The organism is Mixta hanseatica (assembly GCF_023517775.1).
Classification (GTDB): Bacteria; Pseudomonadota; Gammaproteobacteria; order Enterobacterales; family Enterobacteriaceae; genus Mixta; species Mixta hanseatica.
In genome coordinates this window covers 1,731,946-1,749,523 of record NZ_CP082904.1, presented here as the reverse complement: position 1 = coordinate 1,749,523, position 17,578 = coordinate 1,731,946, and the positions used below count along the sequence as shown (strand labels likewise).

At 53.6% G+C, this 17,578-nt stretch carries 15 protein-coding genes and 1 pseudogene; 10 read left to right on the top strand and 6 right to left on the bottom strand.

Translation table 11 applies throughout. The features are described from left to right. The first annotated feature begins 91 nt into the window (after nt 1-91). From dinI to solA, 4 genes are all read left to right on the top strand, one after another. Nucleotides 92-337, top strand: coding sequence for a DNA damage-inducible protein I (gene dinI / locus K6958_RS08425; RefSeq protein ID WP_103057958.1), 246 nt, complete (start codon nt 92-94; stop codon nt 335-337). 146 nt (nt 338-483) lie between these two features. Further along, nucleotides 484-759, top strand: a complete 276-nt coding sequence (locus K6958_RS08420) for a hypothetical protein (RefSeq protein ID WP_249894221.1) — start codon at nt 484-486, stop codon at nt 757-759. 216 nt (nt 760-975) lie between these two features. Then, nucleotides 976-1,230 carry a biofilm formation regulator BssS gene (bssS, locus tag K6958_RS08415; protein WP_084970930.1) on the top strand — a complete coding sequence of 85 codons (255 nt, stop codon included), beginning with the start codon at nt 976-978 and terminating at the stop codon, nt 1,228-1,230. Nucleotides 1,231-1,332: 102 nt separating this feature from the next. After that, nucleotides 1,333-2,448 carry an N-methyl-L-tryptophan oxidase gene (gene solA, locus K6958_RS08410; protein ID WP_249894220.1) on the top strand — a complete coding sequence of 372 codons (1,116 nt, stop codon included), beginning with the start codon at nt 1,333-1,335 and terminating at the stop codon, nt 2,446-2,448. A 93-nt stretch (nt 2,449-2,541) separates the two neighbouring features. Here the strand turns inward: solA and proP are convergent, their stop codons facing one another. After that, entirely contained in the window at nt 2,542-4,002 is a 1,461-nt protein-coding gene (gene proP / locus K6958_RS08405; RefSeq protein ID WP_249894219.1) for a glycine betaine/L-proline transporter ProP, read from the bottom strand. 745 nt (nt 4,003-4,747) lie between these two features. On the opposite strand from proP, the pseudogene K6958_RS08400 reads away from it, so the two are divergent. Then, nucleotides 4,748-5,322, top strand: a pseudogene (locus K6958_RS08400) (cytochrome b). Between the two features lies 1 nt (nt 5,323). Continuing rightward, nucleotides 5,324-5,902, top strand: coding sequence for a YceI family protein (locus K6958_RS08395; RefSeq protein WP_434085198.1), 579 nt, complete (start codon nt 5,324-5,326; stop codon nt 5,900-5,902). Between the two features lie 294 nt (nt 5,903-6,196). Here K6958_RS08395 and trhO read toward each other — a convergent pair whose 3' ends face one another. Continuing rightward, nucleotides 6,197-7,255, bottom strand: a complete 1,059-nt coding sequence (gene trhO, locus K6958_RS08390) for an oxygen-dependent tRNA uridine(34) hydroxylase TrhO (protein WP_249894218.1) — start codon at nt 7,253-7,255, stop codon at nt 6,197-6,199. A gap of 207 nt (nt 7,256-7,462) precedes the next feature. Here trhO and K6958_RS08385 point away from each other — a divergent pair, with 207 nt between their 5' ends. From K6958_RS08385 to K6958_RS08375, 3 genes are all read left to right on the top strand, one after another. Next, nucleotides 7,463-8,560, top strand: coding sequence for an NADH:flavin oxidoreductase/NADH oxidase (locus K6958_RS08385; RefSeq protein WP_249894217.1), 1,098 nt, complete (start codon nt 7,463-7,465; stop codon nt 8,558-8,560). A gap of 144 nt (nt 8,561-8,704) precedes the next feature. Continuing rightward, nucleotides 8,705-9,625: a Kdo(2)-lipid IV(A) acyltransferase gene (locus tag K6958_RS08380; protein ID WP_249894216.1), complete on the top strand. Its 921-nt coding sequence runs from the start codon at nt 8,705-8,707 to the stop codon at nt 9,623-9,625. 147 nt (nt 9,626-9,772) lie between these two features. Further along, on the top strand, nt 9,773-10,174 hold the full coding sequence (locus K6958_RS08375) for a MysB family protein (RefSeq protein WP_249894215.1): 402 nt from the start codon (nt 9,773-9,775) through the stop codon (nt 10,172-10,174). Nucleotides 10,175-10,185: 11 nt separating this feature from the next. Here K6958_RS08375 and K6958_RS08370 read toward each other — a convergent pair whose 3' ends face one another. The 3 genes from K6958_RS08370 to mdoG form a co-directional block, all read right to left on the bottom strand. Beyond that, nucleotides 10,186-10,425 carry a YceK/YidQ family lipoprotein gene (locus tag K6958_RS08370; RefSeq protein ID WP_249894214.1) on the bottom strand — a complete coding sequence of 80 codons (240 nt, stop codon included), beginning with the start codon at nt 10,423-10,425 and terminating at the stop codon, nt 10,186-10,188. Nucleotides 10,426-10,593: 168 nt separating this feature from the next. Continuing rightward, a complete protein-coding gene (mdoH, locus tag K6958_RS08365) occupies nt 10,594-13,158 on the bottom strand; it encodes a glucans biosynthesis glucosyltransferase MdoH (RefSeq protein WP_249894213.1) in 2,565 nt (854 codons plus the stop codon). Beyond that, complete coding sequence (gene mdoG / locus K6958_RS08360; protein WP_249894633.1) at nt 13,151-14,686, bottom strand: glucans biosynthesis protein MdoG; 1,536 nt, start codon at nt 14,684-14,686, stop codon at nt 13,151-13,153. The genes mdoH and mdoG overlap by 8 nt, the downstream gene beginning before the upstream one ends. 269 nt (nt 14,687-14,955) lie before the next feature. On the opposite strand from mdoG, the gene mdoC reads away from it, so the two are divergent. Then, nucleotides 14,956-16,077: a glucans biosynthesis protein MdoC gene (gene mdoC / locus K6958_RS08355; RefSeq protein ID WP_249894212.1), complete on the top strand. Its 1,122-nt coding sequence runs from the start codon at nt 14,956-14,958 to the stop codon at nt 16,075-16,077. Between the two features lie 24 nt (nt 16,078-16,101). On the opposite strand, the gene K6958_RS08350 is transcribed toward mdoC, so the two are convergent. Continuing rightward, complete coding sequence (locus K6958_RS08350; RefSeq protein ID WP_249894211.1) at nt 16,102-17,574, bottom strand: phospholipase D family protein; 1,473 nt, start codon at nt 17,572-17,574, stop codon at nt 16,102-16,104. Nucleotides 17,575-17,578: the final 4 nt, after the last annotated feature.

The window sequence follows — 17,578 nt, the reverse complement described above, 5'->3', positions numbered from 1 at the left end:
GCCTCGTTTTTTCACCTTTCCCCGCGAGCTTTTCATTGCTTTGCTGATGCGATAACTGTATAAATAGCCAGTACTCACAGCGGAGGCAGATATGCGTGTTGAAGTAACTATAGCGAAAACGACTCAGCTCCCTGCCGGCGCTATCGATGCGCTGACACAGGAACTGTCAAAACGAATCGATAAAGAATTTCCGGAAATGGCCAACCATATTTCGGTGCGCTACGCCAGCGCGAATAACCTGACCGTGATGGGCAGTGGTAAAGAAGCTAAAGATCGCGTAACCGAGATCCTGCAGGAAACCTGGGAAAGCGCCGACGACTGGTTTATCACTGACTGACTTCTTTTTGTGCCGTTGTTTGCCGGATATCGCCATCCGGCTTTTTTTTATCTTTACCGCCTCGCCGCCGCCTCAACGCGGTTATAGACTGTTGTAAGCCGATGACATATTCTGGCGTCCGTCATGACTTACAGGAGGTGTTAACCATGACCGCTGAAAAACCTGAAGAGGCGATGACCTTTGGTGAACTGCTGGCGTTAATTGGTGAACAGCAGCGTCGTCTTACCGTGTTGGAAAACGCATTTTCCTATCTTGCCTTTTGTCTGGACGATAAATCTAATCAGTTATTGATCCACAGCCTGCGGCTGGAAGCGCAAAACCAAAATCATGATGAGGGAATGCAACAGCATTTTGCTCGCCTGGCGGCCGAGCTGGAAAAACGTCACGCCCCGGTTAAAATTCAACCCGATCCCAGCCTTTGACATTTATAAACTCCTGCATTATGCAGGAGTTCTTTTTCCGCCAGAAATAACCAGAATTCTGTGCAAATATTATTCTGCGCCGATTAATTACGCTATTCGAGCATTTTTCGTGCCGCTTAAATCTGTAACACTGTTATAATCAACCTGCTCTGTGAAAAAAAGCCGCATTGAAACCTCAAATAATCACTTCGTTCTACGAGTAATAAGGGGGTTATAATGGACAGTAATAAAGAGATTATTCAGACACATCCCCTCGTTGGATGGGATATCAGTACCGTGGACTCGTATGATGCGATGATGATCCGTCTGCATTCGCTTTCATCTAATGAGCAACAGCCTGATGAAGCCGACGTAGGGCCGACTTATTGGCTGACTACGGACGTTGCCAGACAATTTATCTCCATTCTGGAAGCAGGTATCGCTAAAATAGAAGCCAGCGAGATCCTTGCGCGAGACTACAAAAAGCATTAACCAGTACTTTTGGTTGACCAGGCACCCTCCGGGGTGCCTTTTTATTATCTGCACGCTTTTGCTATGCTGCTAAACCTTCGCAGCATCAGGAGAAGTTGGCTAATGGTTTATGATCTTATCGTTATTGGCAGTGGCTCCGTCGGCGCCGCCGCAGGCTGGTACGCGACCCGTGCCGGGCTTAAGGTGCTGATGATCGACAGCGCCCATCCGCCCCATCAGGAAGGCAGCCACCACGGCGCGACGCGTCTGATTCGCCACGCCTACGGCGAGGGCGCACGCTATGTGCCGCTGGTATTGCGCGCCCAGCAGCTATGGGATGAACTGGAGCAGCAGTGCGGCGAGCGGATTATGCATCGCAGCGGCATTATCAATCTCTCCCCTGCCAACTCGCCATTTATTACCAACGTAATAGAAAGCGCGCGCCAGTTCCAGCTGGAGGTAGAGGTGTTAGCGCCGGAACAGATCCGCCAACGCTGGCCGGATATTCATGTGCCGGAAGGCTACACGGGCGTTTTTGAGCCGCGCTCCGGCTACCTGAAATCAGAAGTGGCGATTCGCAGCTGGATACGGCTGGCACGCGAAGCGGGCTGCGCTCAGCTGTTTAACTGCCCGGTATCCGCTATTGCCCGCGAGGGTGAGCTGCAGCGCGTAACTACCGCCGACGGCGACTATTATGGCCGCAAGCTGCTACTCAGCGTTGGCACCGCCGTAAAGTGGTTCTGCCCCGAGCTACCGGTTACGCCTGTACGTAAAGTATTTGCCTGGTATCAGGCCGACGGCCGCTACAGCGAAACTAACAAATTCCCCGGTTTTACCGTCGAAATGGCGGATGGCAGCCAATATTATGGTTTTCCGGCTGAAAATAACGAGCTGAAAATAGGCCGTCATGACGGGGGGCAGCCGATGCAAAGCGCCGAGGATCGCAAGCCTTTCGGCGCCTTCGCCAGCGATGGCAGTGAAGTTTTTAATTTCCTGCGCCATTTCTTGCCGGGCGTCGGCGTTTGTTTACATGGCGCCGCTTGCGCTTATGATAATTCTCCCGATGAGGATTTTATTATCGATACGCTGCCGGAAGATAATGACCGGCTGATTATTACCGGGCTTAGCGGTCACGGTTTTAAATTTGCCAGCGTATTAGGTGAAATAGCCAGCGACTTTGCCAGCAATAAAGCATGTCAATTTGATTTATCGCCATTCTCTTTGTCCCGTTTTAAATAAAAAAATAAAGGCACAATAAAATTGTGCCTTACTATTTTCGTGATAATTATTATCACCATAAGGATAAATATTATCCGCTTTACATCAACGTCATTATTGCGTTACGCGGTTCTCTTTCTGGCGACGTAACTTCAGTTTTTTTACCAGTTTTACCGCTTCCGCTTCCGAACCTACCGCCGGAGCTGAACCATGCAGCGGCTTACGTGCGGTTTCACGCATAAAGAACACGGTAATCAAGCCGATCACGCCCGCACCCATCAGGTAATAAGCGGGCATCAGCAGGTTCTGGAATTTATCCACCAGCCAGGCAGTCATCAACGGCGTGGTGCCACCAAACAGAGAAACGGAGATGTTAAAACCGATGGCCAGCGCGCTGTAGCGAATATCCGTGGCGAACAGCGCCGGCAGCGCCGAAGGCATGGTGCCGCTAAAGCAACTGTGCAGTACGCCCAGGATCATCAGTCCAATGAATACAAACACCAGGTTACCGGTCGCTACCAGCATCAAGCACGGGATTGACAGCACCAGCAGACCTACCGCGCCCAGCGCAATCACCGGACGGCGCCCCAGACGATCGTTCCAGTGCCCCCAGAACAGCGTCAGCGGCATCATAACAAACATTACCACCAGCACCAGCATCAGGCCACTCAGCTCGCTCAGTCCCAGCACGCCGGTCAGATAGCTGGGCATATATGAAGTCAGCATGTAGTTAGAGACGTTAAACAGCAGCACCAGACCGATACATTTCAGCATCTGCGCGCGATATTTACGCAGCATCTGCCACAGTGTCAAACGCGGTTTGCTGTGCTCCAGCGCTTCCTGTTTTTCCATATGCTTCTGAAACGCCGGCGTCTCTTCCAGTTTCAGGCGGATATAGAGGCCAAACAGCCCCAGCGGCGCAGCAATAAAGAAAGGAATGCGCCAGCCCCAGTTAAGCAGCTGATCCGCTGACAACATGGCAGTTAGTGCGGTAACCAGCCCGGCGCCCAACAGATAGCCGCCCAGCGTACCGAACTCCAGCCAGCTGCCCATAAAGCCGCGGCGCTTATCGGTTGAGTACTCGGCGATAAAGGTCGCCGCGCCGCCATATTCGCCGCCGGTAGAGAAACCCTGCACCAGACGCGCCAGCAGCAGCAGTAACGGCGCAGCGATGCCGATACTGTTATAGCCGGGGATCAGGCCGATACAAAAGGTACCGATCGCCATCATGATCATGGTGATGGCCAGCACTTTCTGCCGCCCAATGCGGTCGCCGAGCGGGCCGAAAAACAGCCCGCCGATCGGACGCACCAGAAAAGCGGCGGCGAAAGCGCCAAAAGTCGCGATCAGCTGAGCGGCCGGGCTGCCGCCGGGGAAGAAGACTTTACCGATGGTCACGGCCAGATAGCTGTATACGCCGAAGTCAAACCACTCCATAGCGTTGCCGAGCGCGGCCGCGCCAACGGCGCGTTTTAACATAGCGTTATCGACAATAGTAATATCATCGACGGTTAGTTCTTTTTGGCCTTTTTTCTGCCAGAAATGTTTTTTAGATGAGCCTGTAGCGACGTTCATATCGTTTCCTCACGGATGACGCGATGACGGTAGGCAGCACCATAGCTTTCATAGCCAGCAGCGGCTGATGGTAAGGAAAGCTATAACGCAGCATGAATACGCTCAACAGAATGGGATCTGCATCACGTTTATTGACACAGATTTACTTTATCGATTGCAAAGGCAAAATGCAAATCTGATGAAATATTGGGCTAATTTTATGCAATAACCCAGCGTGGAATATCATCCTTTAATCAAAAAATAGTTTTTAAGACCATATAAAACCAATGGACTTATCTGCTGCGGGCTGCCGTTAAATATCACTGCTTCCTGTAGATAGATGTTAGCAGAATGTTAACTTATAACGAGTAACGGCGACTATCCGGTGGCTGAAAGGCGACTTCCATCCTGACAAAAACTGACTAAAAACGACAAAAGTTGATATTTAATTCAAATTTATTGAAATCATCATAGCTCTCGCTTTTTTGTTTCCCACTATGCATCTGTTGTACTGCCGTCTCGTTTTACGCTTTTATTTGTTCTACTTATGTCTACTTTGGCTGGACGAAATTGTTTATTCCCCGCCGGCGCGATTATTTTTATGGTGCTAAAAAGGCAATTTCAGGCGATAAAACTGATAATCACCCTATGAAATCATCAGTTTATTTGAATAAAATGAAAAAAGCCTGTCTGCGGCTGTTTTTTTGTTGATTTTCTGTTTCAGCTTGTACAGTCTCATGACAAAACATGCATAAGAGAGACGGCGATGAGATGGAAAAATAGCAGCGGCGAATATGGGCATTTCAGCTTATTTCTTCACTGGCTGGTGGCGCTGGTGTTGTACGGCATGTTCGCGCTGGGTTTATGGATGGTTTCGCTGGGCTACTATGATACCTGGTACCATAAGGCGCCGGAGCTGCATAAAAGTATCGGCATGGTGCTGTTTGCCATCATGATACTGCGAGTGATCTGGCGTTTTATCTCTCCGCCCCCTGCTCCGCTCGCCACTTATTCACCGCTGGTGCGCTATTCGGCCGTGGCGGTCCATCTACTGCTCTATTTACTGCTGTTTGCCATTTTTATCAGCGGCTATTTGATCTCAACCGCAGAAGGCAAACCGATTGACGTCTTCGGCGTGCTGCCAATCCCGGCCACTTTTAGCGGCTACGGCACACAGGCCGATTTAGCAGGCGATATTCACCTGTGGCTGGCCTGGAGCGTGGTGATTTTATCGCTGCTGCCGGGCTGGCTGCGCTAAAGCATCACTTTATCGATCGCGATACGACTTTAAAACGCATGCTGGGCTACCGCATTACTTCATCTATTGAAACGGAGAAATAATATGTTGAAAAAAACGCTTTGCGCTCTGACTGCGGCGACGCTGCTGCTGGGCGCTCAGGCTGCCACCGCGGCAGAATATAAGATTGATAAACAGGGACAGCACGCGTTTATCCAGTTCCGCATTAAACATTTAGGCTACAGCTGGCTGTACGGCACCTTTAACGATTTTGACGGCGGTTTTACTTTTGATGAGAAGAACCCCAGCGCCGATAAAGTAAACGTGACTATTAATACCAATAGCGTAGACACTAACCATGCCGAACGTGATAAACATCTGCGCAGCGCCGAGTTTTTGAATGCCAGCAAATTCCCGCAGGCGACCTTTGTCTCTACCGGCGTGAAAAAAGATGGCGACGAGCTGGATATCACCGGCAACCTGACGCTGAACGGCGTAACCAAGCCGATAACGCTGGAAGCGAAAATGCTGGGCCAGGGCGACGATCCGTGGGGCGGCTATCGTGCTGGCTTTGAGGCCGAAGGCAAGCTGGCGTTAAAGGATTTTAACATCACCACCGATCTTGGTCCGGCTTCGCAGGAAGTGGAGCTGATGATTTCTGTGGAAGGCGTGCGTCAGAAGTAGACCATATTTGTATGCCAGAAATAAGTCATGATGATCTCTGTGAAAGGCTTGCGTCAGAACCAGGCCATGATGATTTCTGTGGAAGGCATACCTCAGAAGTAGACCATACAGCCTTTAAAAGGCTGACGCTAAACTCAAGGCGCGTATCAGTCTTTTACGAGCTGCCTGCGCAGGCATGTTTAAACCTTTACGATCGCCCTGCGCAGGCGCCTTTTAACCTTTGCGAGCTCTCCCGAGCAGCTTTTTTGGCAATTTTCCTGATCGAGAGTGTTTATCCTCTCCCCCGAGCGGCTGTTACTTGTTATCGGTCGGCGCCGGAATCGCCAGCGTGGCAGTTAACAGGCCGCGCGACTTATTAAAGATCTTATTGCTGGTTTCACGCCCGGCGCGACGTGCGCGCTGCTCTTCCGGCGGCAACGCCGCTTCTTCCATACACATCGGGCTACAGCAATGCTGAAACTTCTCGGCGCAGGAAGGGCACTGAATAAACAGCAGATGGCAACCATCGTTCACGCAGTTAACGTGTGTATCGCACGGCGCGCCGCACTGGTGACAGTGAGCAATCACATCATCGGAAATGCGCTCTCCCATGCGTTCGTCAAAGACAAAATTTTTCCCTTTAAAACGCACCGGCAGGCCCTGCTCGCGCGCGCGGCGCGCATACTCAATAATGCCGCCTTCCACATGGTACACCTGCTCGAAACCGTTATGCAGCATCCAGGCACTGGCTTTTTCACAGCGAATACCGCCGGTGCAGTACATAACGATCTTTTTATCTTTCTTATCCTGCAGCATCTCTACTGCCATCGGCAGCTGATCGCGGAACGTATCGGCAGGGATCTCCAGCGCCTTGTCAAAATGGCCCACTTCATATTCATAGTGGTTGCGCATATCAACAAACACGGCATCCGGATCGTCCAGCATGGCATTAACTTCATCCGCCTTCAGATAGGCGCCCACCTGGCTGGCATCAAAATTTTCATCTTCAATGCCGTCGGCGACAATGCGATCGCGCACCTTCAACCGCAGCACCCAGAAAGATTTGCCGTCATCATCCAGCGCAATATTCATGCGCAGATTATTCAACGCCGGATCGAAGCCATACAAAGTTTCCTGCATACGCGGATAGAGGCTGGCCGGCACGCTAACCTGCGCGTTAATCCCTTCATGGGCGACATAAATACGGCCAAAAACTTTCAGCTCGGTCAGCGCCAGATAAAGCGCATCACGAAACGCTTTCGGATCGGCGATAGTGAAATATTTATAGAAGGAGACTGTGGTGCGCGGCTCGGTTTCGGCCAGCATGCGCGCCTTCAGCTCTTTGTTTGAAACAAGGTTATGTAACACTGGCATGGTGTTCTTTCCCGGTAGTGAGCTTTTTTTGCGGGCGACATCATACCTTATTTAACAGTGAAGCAAAGCCTTGCAGCATATTTTCACCATTTGACGAACTTGTCTTACCGCACATACTGACAACTAACCGCGCTGCCAATCACCTTAAGCCGTGTTATATCATTAGCGAACTTACTATCACCCTGGTGATAACAGATGGAGAACAAAATGAGTCAGCTATTTACGCCGCTGCAGTTGGGCAAGTTATCGCTCAGTAATCGCATCATCATTGCGCCAATGTGTCAGTACTCGGCGGAACAGGGCAAAACCACGCCCTGGCATCAAATTCACCTGGGCCATCTCTCTCTTTCCGGCGCCGGACTACTGATTATCGAAGCCACCGCCGTTGAGCCTGCCGGGCGCATTACGCCGCAGGATCTGGGGCTATGGGATGATGAAACCGAGCAGGCGCTGGCGGAAACCATCAATAATGTGAAACGCTATGCGACCATGCCGCTGGGAATCCAACTGGGCCATGCCGGACGTAAAGCTTCCTGCGACGTGCCATGGCGCGGCGGTGGATTTTTGACCCCGCAGCAGGGCGGCTGGCAAACCTCCGCCCCTTCGGCGCTGCCCTACAGCGAAAACGACGACGCCCCGCTGGCGCTGAGCAAAGAGCGTATCGCCGAGATCAAACAGGCCTTTATCGACAGCGCTATTCGCGCCGATCGGCTGGGCTTTGAGCTGGTGGAAATTCACGCCGCGCACGGCTACCTGTTACATCAGTTCCTTTCGCCGTTATCCAATCAGCGTGACGATGAATATGGCGGTTCGCTTGAAAATCGTATGCGCCTGGTACTGGAAATTTACGATGAAGTGCGTCGCGTCTTCCCGCGTGATAAAGCGGTGGGCGTACGTATTTCCGCCTCCGACTGGGTGGAAGGCGGCTGGGATGAAGAACAGTCCATTGCGCTGAGCAAGGCGCTGGAAGCGGCCGGCTGCGACTATATTCACGTCTCCAGCGGCGGCCTGTCGCCGCAGCAGCAGATCAGCGTCGGCCCGAACTATCAGGTGCCTTTCGCCGCCGGGATTAAAGCGGCAATGACCACCATGCCCGTCATCGCTGTGGGATTGATTACCGAACCGCAACAGGCGGAAGCGGTGCTGGTCAACGGCGAGGCCGATGCGGTCGCGCTGGCACGCGCGATGCTTTACGATCCGCGCTGGCCGTGGCACGCCGCTGCCGAACTGGGCGAAAAAGTGCAGGCGCCGCCACAATACTGGCGCTGTGAACCGCACGAAGTGAAAGGTTTGTTTAATCTTTAATCTTACCGGCAGCGCAGCAAATGCGCTGCCGATCTCTCTGACTGACAACCCGCTTTCAGCAATAACGAAAAAAATGGCACAATACGCCCCTTAAATTGGACACTGCGGCGTTTTTTACCTGTCGCAACGAATAACTGGAAGAATATGACTCAGTTGCCTCAATTTTCTCGCGCCCTGCTCCATCCGCGTTATTGGTTACTCTGGCTTGGTATTGGCCTGCTTTATCTGGTGGTGTTGCTGCCCTATCCGGTGCTTTATCGTCTGGGTTGCGGTTTGGGCCGCCTGTCGATGCGCGTGATGAAACGACGCGCGGCGATCGCCCAACGTAATATCGAACTTTGCTTTCCTCAGATGCCGCCCGCTGAACGCGATGCGCTGCTGAAGCGTAATTTTGAATCGGTCGGTATGGGTTTTCTGGAAACCGGCATTGCCTGGTTCTGGCCTGACTGGCGGGTGCGTAAATGGTTCACCGGTATCGGTGATGAACACATTCAGCAGGCGAAGCGCGAGCAAAAAGGTATTCTGCTGATTGGGATGCATTTTCTCTCTCTGGAGTTGGGGGCGCGTATGTTCGGCTTGCTGAATCCGGGCATCGGCGTTTATCGCCCTAATGACAACCCGCTGATCGACTGGCTGCAAACCTGGGGTCGGATGCGCTCGAATAAGAGCATGATCGATCGTAAGGATCTGAAAGGCATGATCCGTGCGCTAAAAGCGGGCGAGATCATCTGGTACGCGCCCGATCACGATTACGGCCCGAAAAGCAGCGTCTTTGTGCCCTTTTTCGCCGTGCCGGATGCCGCCTCGACCAAAGGCAGTTATATGCTAATCCGCACCGCGAAACCGGCCGTAATCCCCTTTCTGCCGCGTCGTCTGCCGCACGGTAAAGGCTATGAGCTGATTGTTCTGCCAGACGTGCAAGATGTGCCGACCGATAACGAAGAAGCTACCGCACGGCGGATGAATCAGATTGTGGAAGAGGCGGTACTGATGGCGCCGGAGCAGTATATGTGGCTACATCGTCGTTTTAAAACCCGTCCGCCTGGCAAAGAGAAACTTTACTAACCCCTTCTTTTCCCTTTCGTTCCGCTACGGAGCGAAAGGGTCTGATTTGCCCCGCTGCGGGCAGTTTTTTTAGCGTTGACGCTATGCGGTGTGAAAACTTCGTCTATTCTTTCCTGAAACCATCCTTGAGGAGATTAGGAGAGACTGATGAGCATGTTTAGCACACTGGAAGAAGCTATCGATAGCGCCCGCGAAGAGTTCCTGGCGAATAACCCCGAACTGGATGAAGATGAGATTTCAGTTGGGCAATTCAATCTGCAAAAATATGTGATGCAGGATGGCGAAATCATGTGGCAGGCGGAGTTCCTCGCTGACGAAAGCGACGACGGCGAGCTGTCGCCGATCCGTACCGGTGAAGCTGCGCAGGCTATTTTCGATGGCGACTTCGATGAAGTGGAGCTGCGCCAGGAATGGATGCCGGAGAACACGCTACACGAATGGGATGAAGGCGAATTCCAGCTGGAACCGCCGTTGGATACCGAAGAGGGCGAAGCGGTCGCTCAGGAGTGGGAAGACAGCGGCAGCAATAACGAATCAGACCGCTGGTAATCTCCTACCCGTTATTCATACGGCCCGTGATGCGCATCCACTGGTAACAGCAGCGTATCCAGCAGGGCCGACAGCGGCACGTCGAGAAGGGTGATAAAACGCCACGGCGTGTCGCGCACATCCCACTGTACGCCGGGATAATATTGATTGCCGTGCCCCTGCCCGGGCATAGTGCGGCTGATGATGCTGCCGCAGCCGGTTAACAGCAGTACCAGCGTCAGCAATGCTGCGCTGCGTAATCCTTTTTTCAACCCGTTACCTCTCTCAAGCGGCGTCGTTTGGCGCTGTAGCGTTGGCGTGTCCGCTGTTATTAAAAATAGCCTAAAGCGGCGAATAAAAAAGCGGCCCGCAGGCCGCTATTGAATAGTGCTCACCCCGCCGCAGCGGACGCGCCACGTTGCAGAGGCGGAATAGCGGGGTTATTTCACCGTCGCCAACACCAGCGGATTAAGCTGTAGCGTACGGTAGTAATCCTGCCACTCATGGTACTTTTCCGCATCCTGCCACAGACGATAGTGCAGACGTGCCAGCGTAACCGGATCGCTAATTAGCGCCAGGCGCTCATCGCGGCTCAGCTTCGCCGGCGTATCGCTTAAGGCATGCTCAACACGACGGTCACGCGCATAATCCAGCAGATCGCTTTTCAGGTGACGCGAGGTCGCCAGCGCGGTTGCCAGCGCATTAAACGACGGATGGAACAGCGCATGCATAAAGCCGTGCTTCAGCGCCCGCTCGCGGTTCAGCTGCAGATAGGTATCGGTATCCACCAGCTCTTTCGGCGGATCGTACTCTTCCGGGATCAGGAACAGCTTCGCGCGTTTGGTCGCCAGTCCATTGCTTGCCCGGCTGGAGACCACCGACACAAACGGCGACAGGATCAGCGAGAAGACAATTGGCGACAGCCACCACAGGAAGTTCAGATCCAGCCAGCCCATGCCGACGGCCCAGACAATGCCCAGCAGCATTTGCGAACCATGACGACGGAACGCTTCGCTCCACGGCGTCGCATCATCGTCACGCTGCGGAGAATTCCACACCACTTCCCAACCAAGGAAGGCGCTGACGACGAATACCGTATGGAACAGCATACGAACCGGTGCCAGCAGTACCGAGAACAGCATCTCCAGCAGCATCGACACCAGCAGACGCAGCGCGCCGCCGTAGCCTTTCGCACCTTTAAACCAGATCAGCACCACACTCAGCAGCTTCGGCAGGAACAGCAGCACCAGCGTGGTAGAGAACAGCGCGATCGCCAGCTCCGGTCGCCACTGCGGCCACACCGGAAACAGCTGGCGCGGCTGCAGGAAGTATTGCGGCTCCATTAGCGTATGCACCACCTGCAAGGCGGTAGAGAGCGCAAGGAACAGGAACCACAACGGCGCCGAAAGATAGGACATCACGCCGGTCAGGAACACCGCGCGGTGCACCGGATGCATCCCTTTCACCAGGAACAGACGGAAGTTCATCAGGTTGCCGTGACACCAGCGGCGGTCGCGCTTCAGCTCATCCAGCAGGTTCGGCGGCAGCTCTTCATACGAGCCGGGCAGATCGTAGGCAATCCATACGCCCCAGCCGGCGCGGCGCATCAGCGCAGCTTCGACAAAGTCATGGGAAAGAATCGATCCGGCAAACGAGCCTTCGCCCGGCAGCGGCGCCAGCGCGCAGTGCTCTATAAACGGCTTCACGCGGATAATGGCGTTATGGCCCCAATAGTGCGACTCGCCCAACTGCCAGAAGTGAAGCCCAGCGGTAAACAGCGGCCCGTAAACGCGCGTGGCAAACTGCTGACAGCGCGCATAGAGCGTATCCATTCCGGATGCCTTCGGCGAAGATTGGATAATACCGGCGTTGGGATTCGCTTCCATCATGCGCACCAGACCGGTCAGACACTCGCCGCTCATCACGCTATCCGCATCCAGCACCACCATATAGCTGTACTGGCTGCCCCAGCGGCGGCAGAAGTCATCGATGTTGCCGCTTTTACGTTTCACGCGGCGGCGGCGGCGGCGATAAAAGATCTTCCCTGCCCCGCCCACGTCACGCACCAGCTCCATCCAGGCTTTCTGCTCTGCCAGCGCGATATCGGCATCGTAGCTGTCGCTCAGGATATAAACATCGAAATGCTGGCTCTCTCCGCTACGCACCACCGATTCCCAGGTAGCGCGCAAACCGGCGAAAACGCGCTCTACGTCTTCGTTACAGATCGGCATAATCAACGCGGTGCGGTGGTTAGGATCGATCGGCTCATTGCCGGTAAGCGTATAAGAGATACTGTATTTATCGCGCCCGATTAGCAGCTGAAGGAAACCCATCAGCGCCGTCCAGAAACCGGCCGATACCCAGCAGAACAGAATGGCGAACAGAAAGAGTATCCCGGTTTGCAGGACATAAGGCAGCAGCTGCAGCAGCGACTGTTGCCAGTTCTGGTTGAGCATATCCATCGGATCGATCAGCGCCCAGCCCTGGTAAGGCAGAATCGTCTTCATATACCAGGTGGCGATCACCGTCTGGAAAACCGTCAGGATCAGCAGGATATAGCGACGAATCGATCCCACATGACGCCATTTGTCTTCCTGACGCTGCTCTTCCGCTGAGGCGTAGCGCGGCGTTGACTTACGTCCGCGCAGCGAATCCCAGGCGCGCGCCAGCGGGTTGGTACGCCAGGCTTCCGGGAACATCAGCGAGCGCTTTACCGGCGGCATCGCCTTCAGCGTAGTACGACCGAGATAATCCTCGCTGAACTGTTTACCGTCGTCCAGCGACTCCGGCCAGCTCATTTCAATACGTGACTTTACCGAGGTCAGCGGCGCGTCGTCGGGACGCGCTTCGGCCGGACCGTTCTGGCCCAGCTGCTGATGCAGTTTACTGTAAACTTCACCGCCCGCCTCCGGGGCGGGCAGGTTTGCCGACAGCGCCGCTTTGCCGTCCGGCGGCAGCGGCAGCGCGTCGATATAGTCAGCGGGAGTTAGGATTGATTTATTCATTGGCAGGCAACTGATAGCTCCATGTTTCCGTCAGCGTCTTATCACCGTTAACCAGTGCGGCACGCATTTCGGTCGGCTGCTTATTGTCTTTCACACGAATGCGCAGCATTAAACGCCAGCCTTTGGTCACCGGGTTGTAGCGCACGCTCTGTTCCACAATCTCACCGTTATTGCCGATGCTCACCTGAGGGGCGACCGGTGTGTTATCCGGCAGCGCGCTCATATCCTGACCGACGAAATCCACCACAAACGCGAGGGTGCCGTCTGGCTGGCGCACCAGGTTTGACTGTTTCACATCGCCGGTAGAACGCAGCGTGTTTTTCACCCAGGCGGTATCCGGCGAGTGCAGCTGGTCTTCATCACGGGTAAAGTGCAAACGATATTTAAAGTTCATTTCCTTGCCCGGCTCCGGCAGGTTCTCCGGCGTCCAGAAGGCGACGATATTATCGTTGGTTTCATCTGCCGTCGGGATTTCGACCAGCTCTACGCGACCTTTACCCCAGTCGCCCTGCGGCTCGATCCAGCCGCTTGGGCGCAGATCGTAACGATCGTCGAGATCCTGATACTGGTTGAACTCGCGTCCGCGCTGCAGCAGGCCGAAACCTTTCGGGTTTTCCACGGTAAAGGTGCTGACCGCCAGATGTTTCGGGTTATTCAGCGGACGCCAGATCCATTCGCCGTTACCGGCATGAATCGACAGACCGTTGGAATCATGCAGAGAAGGACGATAGTTGACTATCGGAGAAGGCTGATTCGGGCCATAGAGGAACATACTGGTCAATGGCGCAACGCCCAGTTTGCCCACTTTGTCACGCAGATAGACTTTTGCCTGTACATCTACGTTGGTATCTTTGCCCGGACGCAGCACAAAGCGATAAGCGCCGGTGGCGCGCGGCGAATCAAGCAGCGCATAGATAACCAGCTGTTTATCCTGCGGCTTCGGACGCTCAATCCAGAATTCGCGGAAGCGCGGAAACTCTTCGCCGGACGGCAGCGCGGTATCGATCGCTAAGCCGCGAGAAGAGAGGCCATAAACCTGGCCGCCGCCAATGACGCGGAAATAGCTGGCACCGAGGAAGCTGGTAATTTCGTCATCTTTATCTTTGGCGTTCAATGGATAGAGCACTTTAAAACCGGCGAAGCCCAGGTTCTTAATGGTTTCCGGATCGTGCTGAACATTGCCAAAATTAAAATATTCCGGGCTGTATTTGATTTCCCGTACCGCATTAGCGGTGATTTCATGAAGTTTCACCGGGGTATCGAAATACATGCCCTGATGATAAAACTCCAGTTTGAAAGGCGTTTTCAGTTTATGCCAATAGGCTTTATCGTGATTAAACTGAATTTGCTGATAGTCAGCATATTTCATGTCACGGAACTGAGAGGGCAAATTGCTCTTCGGCGCTTCAAAGCTTTTTCCAGCTAACGATTTTGCCTCTTTTGCTACATCATCAATGCTAAAAGCCCAACTGTTGTTGGTAGACAAGGCAAACAGAACTGCCGCACTGACCCAGTGCAGTTTTTTCAGTCCCGATTTATTTTTGTTAGTAATCAGCACATCCCCCCCTTTCGTGTGCTTAAATCAATCCCATCCATATTAATGGATTATTCGGTTTTCCGACAGTATACCCCTCGTTTTGTTCCTGTATTCTCTGCGTTCAGGACTTATCTCTGCGTTGATCGTCTGTTACAGAATCGGCTGATATTATATGGATTCCCGTTCCGGTAAAGTAAAGCGCTTACTTTTGTCAGGTTCAGGGCGAACCGGTATATAAAACATACTAAAACTGGATGACTATGCGTACTAAACCCCAGCAGCGTGAATATTTCTTCGATTCTATTCGCGCCTATCTGATGCTTCTTGGCGTTCCTTTTCATGTTTCTCTTATTTATTCCAGCCACCAGTGGTCCGTAAACAGCGCCGAACCGTCGCTGTGGTTAACCGTGTTTAATGATTTTATTCATGCTTTCCGTATGCAGGTGTTTTTTGTCATATCCGGTTACTTTTCTTATATGCTCTGGTTGCGTTATGCGCCGCGCGAGTGGTGGAAGGTGCGCGTAGAGCGCGTCGGCATTCCGATGCTCAGCGCCATTCCGCTGATTACCCTGCCGCAGTTTTTTATGCTGAAAGAGTGGACCGGGAAAATCAACGGCTGGGCGCAGTTTTCCACTTACGAGAAAGTGAATACCCTGGTCTGGGAGCTGATCTCCCATCTGTGGTTCCTGCTGGTGCTGGTTATTCTTACCACCCTGGGGCTGCTGCTGTTTCGTCGGCTGACCGAGAAGACGCAAAGCGATGCGGCCGCGCCTGGCTGGATCACCTTAACCCTGGCGATGCTGTTTTATAGCCTGTGCTGGTGTCTCTTCCGCCGTCTGATCTTTATTTTTCAGCCAGCGCTGCTTATCGACGGGCTGTTTAACTTCGCAGTAATGCAGACGCTGTTCTATCTGCCTTTCTTCTGTCTGGGCGCGTTAGCCTGGCGCAATCCAGCGCTGAAAGCGCGCTTTGTGCATTTTAATCCCTGGACGCTGCTCGGCGCGCTGCTGGCGTTTTTCGCCTATATGGCCAACCAGCGCTACAGCAGCGGCGAAGGTTGGATGTATGAAATCGATGCGGTGGTGTCGATGCTGATGGGCCTGTGGATGGTGAACCTGGTGTTCGCTTTTGGCCACCGTTTTTTAAATGCCCATTCCGCGCGCATTACCTGGCTGGTGAATGCCTCGCTGTTTATCTATCTGGTGCATCATCCGCTGACGCTGCTGTACGGCATCTTTATTACGCCGCATATTCATAATAATGCGCTGGGCTTTATCGCTGGCCTGGTGTTTGTCTTCGGCATCGCCTTCGTGCTGTATGAAATTCATCTGCGCATTCCGCTGCTGCGCTTCCTGTTTTCCGGCAAAAAAGCCCGCCCCTGAGTCACCGGCGGGCAAGGATGCCCGCTACAATAACCACTCCACCGGCAGACGCCAGACCAGACGCACCAGCAACCGCTGAATAAAGCGCGTTTTCGGCTCATGCTTATGCACGATCTCTCCTGGTTCGCCTTCATATTCCACCCAGTTAACCCGGCCCCATTTATCTAACCGCAGCGTCCAGGCACGCTCGCGCATCTCCTCGACAAAGCGCTGGTGGATAGTGCTGGCCAACACTTCGCTTTCAATCAGCAGCCCCATTTCAGTATTCAGCACCGCCGATCGCGGATCGAAGTTGAAAGAGCCGATAAATACTTTTTCATTATCAACGCTGAATGTTTTGGCATGCAGGCTGGAGCCGGAATTGCCGGTCAGCCCGCGGTCGTGCGGTTTCTCTTCACTGTGCGCCTGCGGTTTTAGCTCATACAGCTTAACGCCGTGACGCAGCAGTTTTTTCCGCCATTTGGCATAGCCGGCATGCACCACCGAGACATCGTTAGCCGCCAGCGAGTTGGTGAGGATGGCGATTTTAACGCCGCTGCGCACCAGCGCCAGCAGCTGCGCTACGCCCGCGCGCGTCGGAACAAAATAGGCGGAAATAATATCGAACTGCCGCTGCGGGCGGCCAATAATTTCGATCATCCGCTGCGGCAGCAAAGTGGCGCGCCGCGCCTTGCCCAGCCCTTTACGCGGATCGTCGCTCAACAAACGCGTCGGCGCCCAGATCATCTCTAGTTCGCCGCTGTCCAGCTGCGCCATATAACCGCAGGATTGCAGGCGCTGCATATAGCGCTGCACCTGTTCGCTGTCGCGCCAGGCTTCCGGCAGCGTCACCGCCGCGCGCGAATCATCCGGCGCATTATCCACAACGGCGGAAAAGGTGGTAACCGCTTTGCTCTGCCAGTAGCGCTCAAAATCTGCCGCCACCTCTTCCACTACTGGCCCGATCGCCATCACATCCAGATCGGAAAACAGCGGCTGTTTGCCTGCGCCAAAATATTCATCGCCGATATTACGCCCGCCGACAATAGTCACCATATCGTCAACGGTCAGGCTTTTATTGTGCATGCGCCGGTTGAGGCGAGCAAAGTCGCTAAGATAGCCCAGTGCCCGCAAGGTGCGAAAAGAGAACGGGTTAAACAAGCGGATTTCGATATGGGGATGGCGATTCAATTCGCTCAGCGTTTTATCCAGCCCCATCGTATTGTTGTCATCCAGCAGCAGACGGACCTGGACGCCGCGATCTGCCGCCTCCAGCAGCGCACTGAATAGCAGCCGCCCGGACATATCGTTCTGCCAAATGTAGTACTGAATATCGATGCGCTCTTCGGCCATCGACAGCAGCTGGTAGCGGGCAGCGAAAGCATCCAGCCCATCGCTCAATGAATGGATACCGCTGTGCTGAGGATGCTGAGCGGTACGGGGTTTAACGGCCCTGGCGAGGCGAGTACGGCTGTCTGCAGGCGAAAGGTTATCCTGCGGGTAAAGCGCTTCAGCCATTATT

Bases quoted from the DNA above. Each gene is read 5' to 3' on its own strand.
- K6958_RS08385 (WP_249894217.1), top strand. From the start codon at position 7,463: ATGAGTCAGCTATTTACGCCGCTGCAGTTGGGCAAGTTATCGCTCAGT.
- K6958_RS08380 (WP_249894216.1), top strand. From the start codon at position 8,705: ATGACTCAGTTGCCTCAATTTTCTCGCGCCCTGCTCCATCCGCGTTAT.
- K6958_RS08375 (WP_249894215.1), top strand. From the start codon at position 9,773: ATGAGCATGTTTAGCACACTGGAAGAAGCTATCGATAGCGCCCGCGAA.
- dinI (WP_103057958.1), top strand. From the start codon at position 92: ATGCGTGTTGAAGTAACTATAGCGAAAACGACTCAGCTCCCTGCCGGC.
- K6958_RS08350 (WP_249894211.1), bottom strand. From the start codon at position 17,574: ATGGCTGAAGCGCTTTACCCGCAGGATAACCTTTCGCCTGCAGACAGC.
- K6958_RS08395 (WP_434085198.1), top strand. From the start codon at position 5,324: ATGTTGAAAAAAACGCTTTGCGCTCTGACTGCGGCGACGCTGCTGCTG.
- trhO (WP_249894218.1), bottom strand. From the start codon at position 7,255: ATGCCAGTGTTACATAACCTTGTTTCAAACAAAGAGCTGAAGGCGCGC.
- bssS (WP_084970930.1), top strand. From the start codon at position 976: ATGGACAGTAATAAAGAGATTATTCAGACACATCCCCTCGTTGGATGG.
- mdoH (WP_249894213.1), bottom strand. From the start codon at position 13,158: ATGAATAAATCAATCCTAACTCCCGCTGACTATATCGACGCGCTGCCG.
- K6958_RS08420 (WP_249894221.1), top strand. From the start codon at position 484: ATGACCGCTGAAAAACCTGAAGAGGCGATGACCTTTGGTGAACTGCTG.
- solA (WP_249894220.1), top strand. From the start codon at position 1,333: ATGGTTTATGATCTTATCGTTATTGGCAGTGGCTCCGTCGGCGCCGCC.
- mdoC (WP_249894212.1), top strand. From the start codon at position 14,956: ATGCGTACTAAACCCCAGCAGCGTGAATATTTCTTCGATTCTATTCGC.
- proP (WP_249894219.1), bottom strand. From the start codon at position 4,002: ATGAACGTCGCTACAGGCTCATCTAAAAAACATTTCTGGCAGAAAAAA.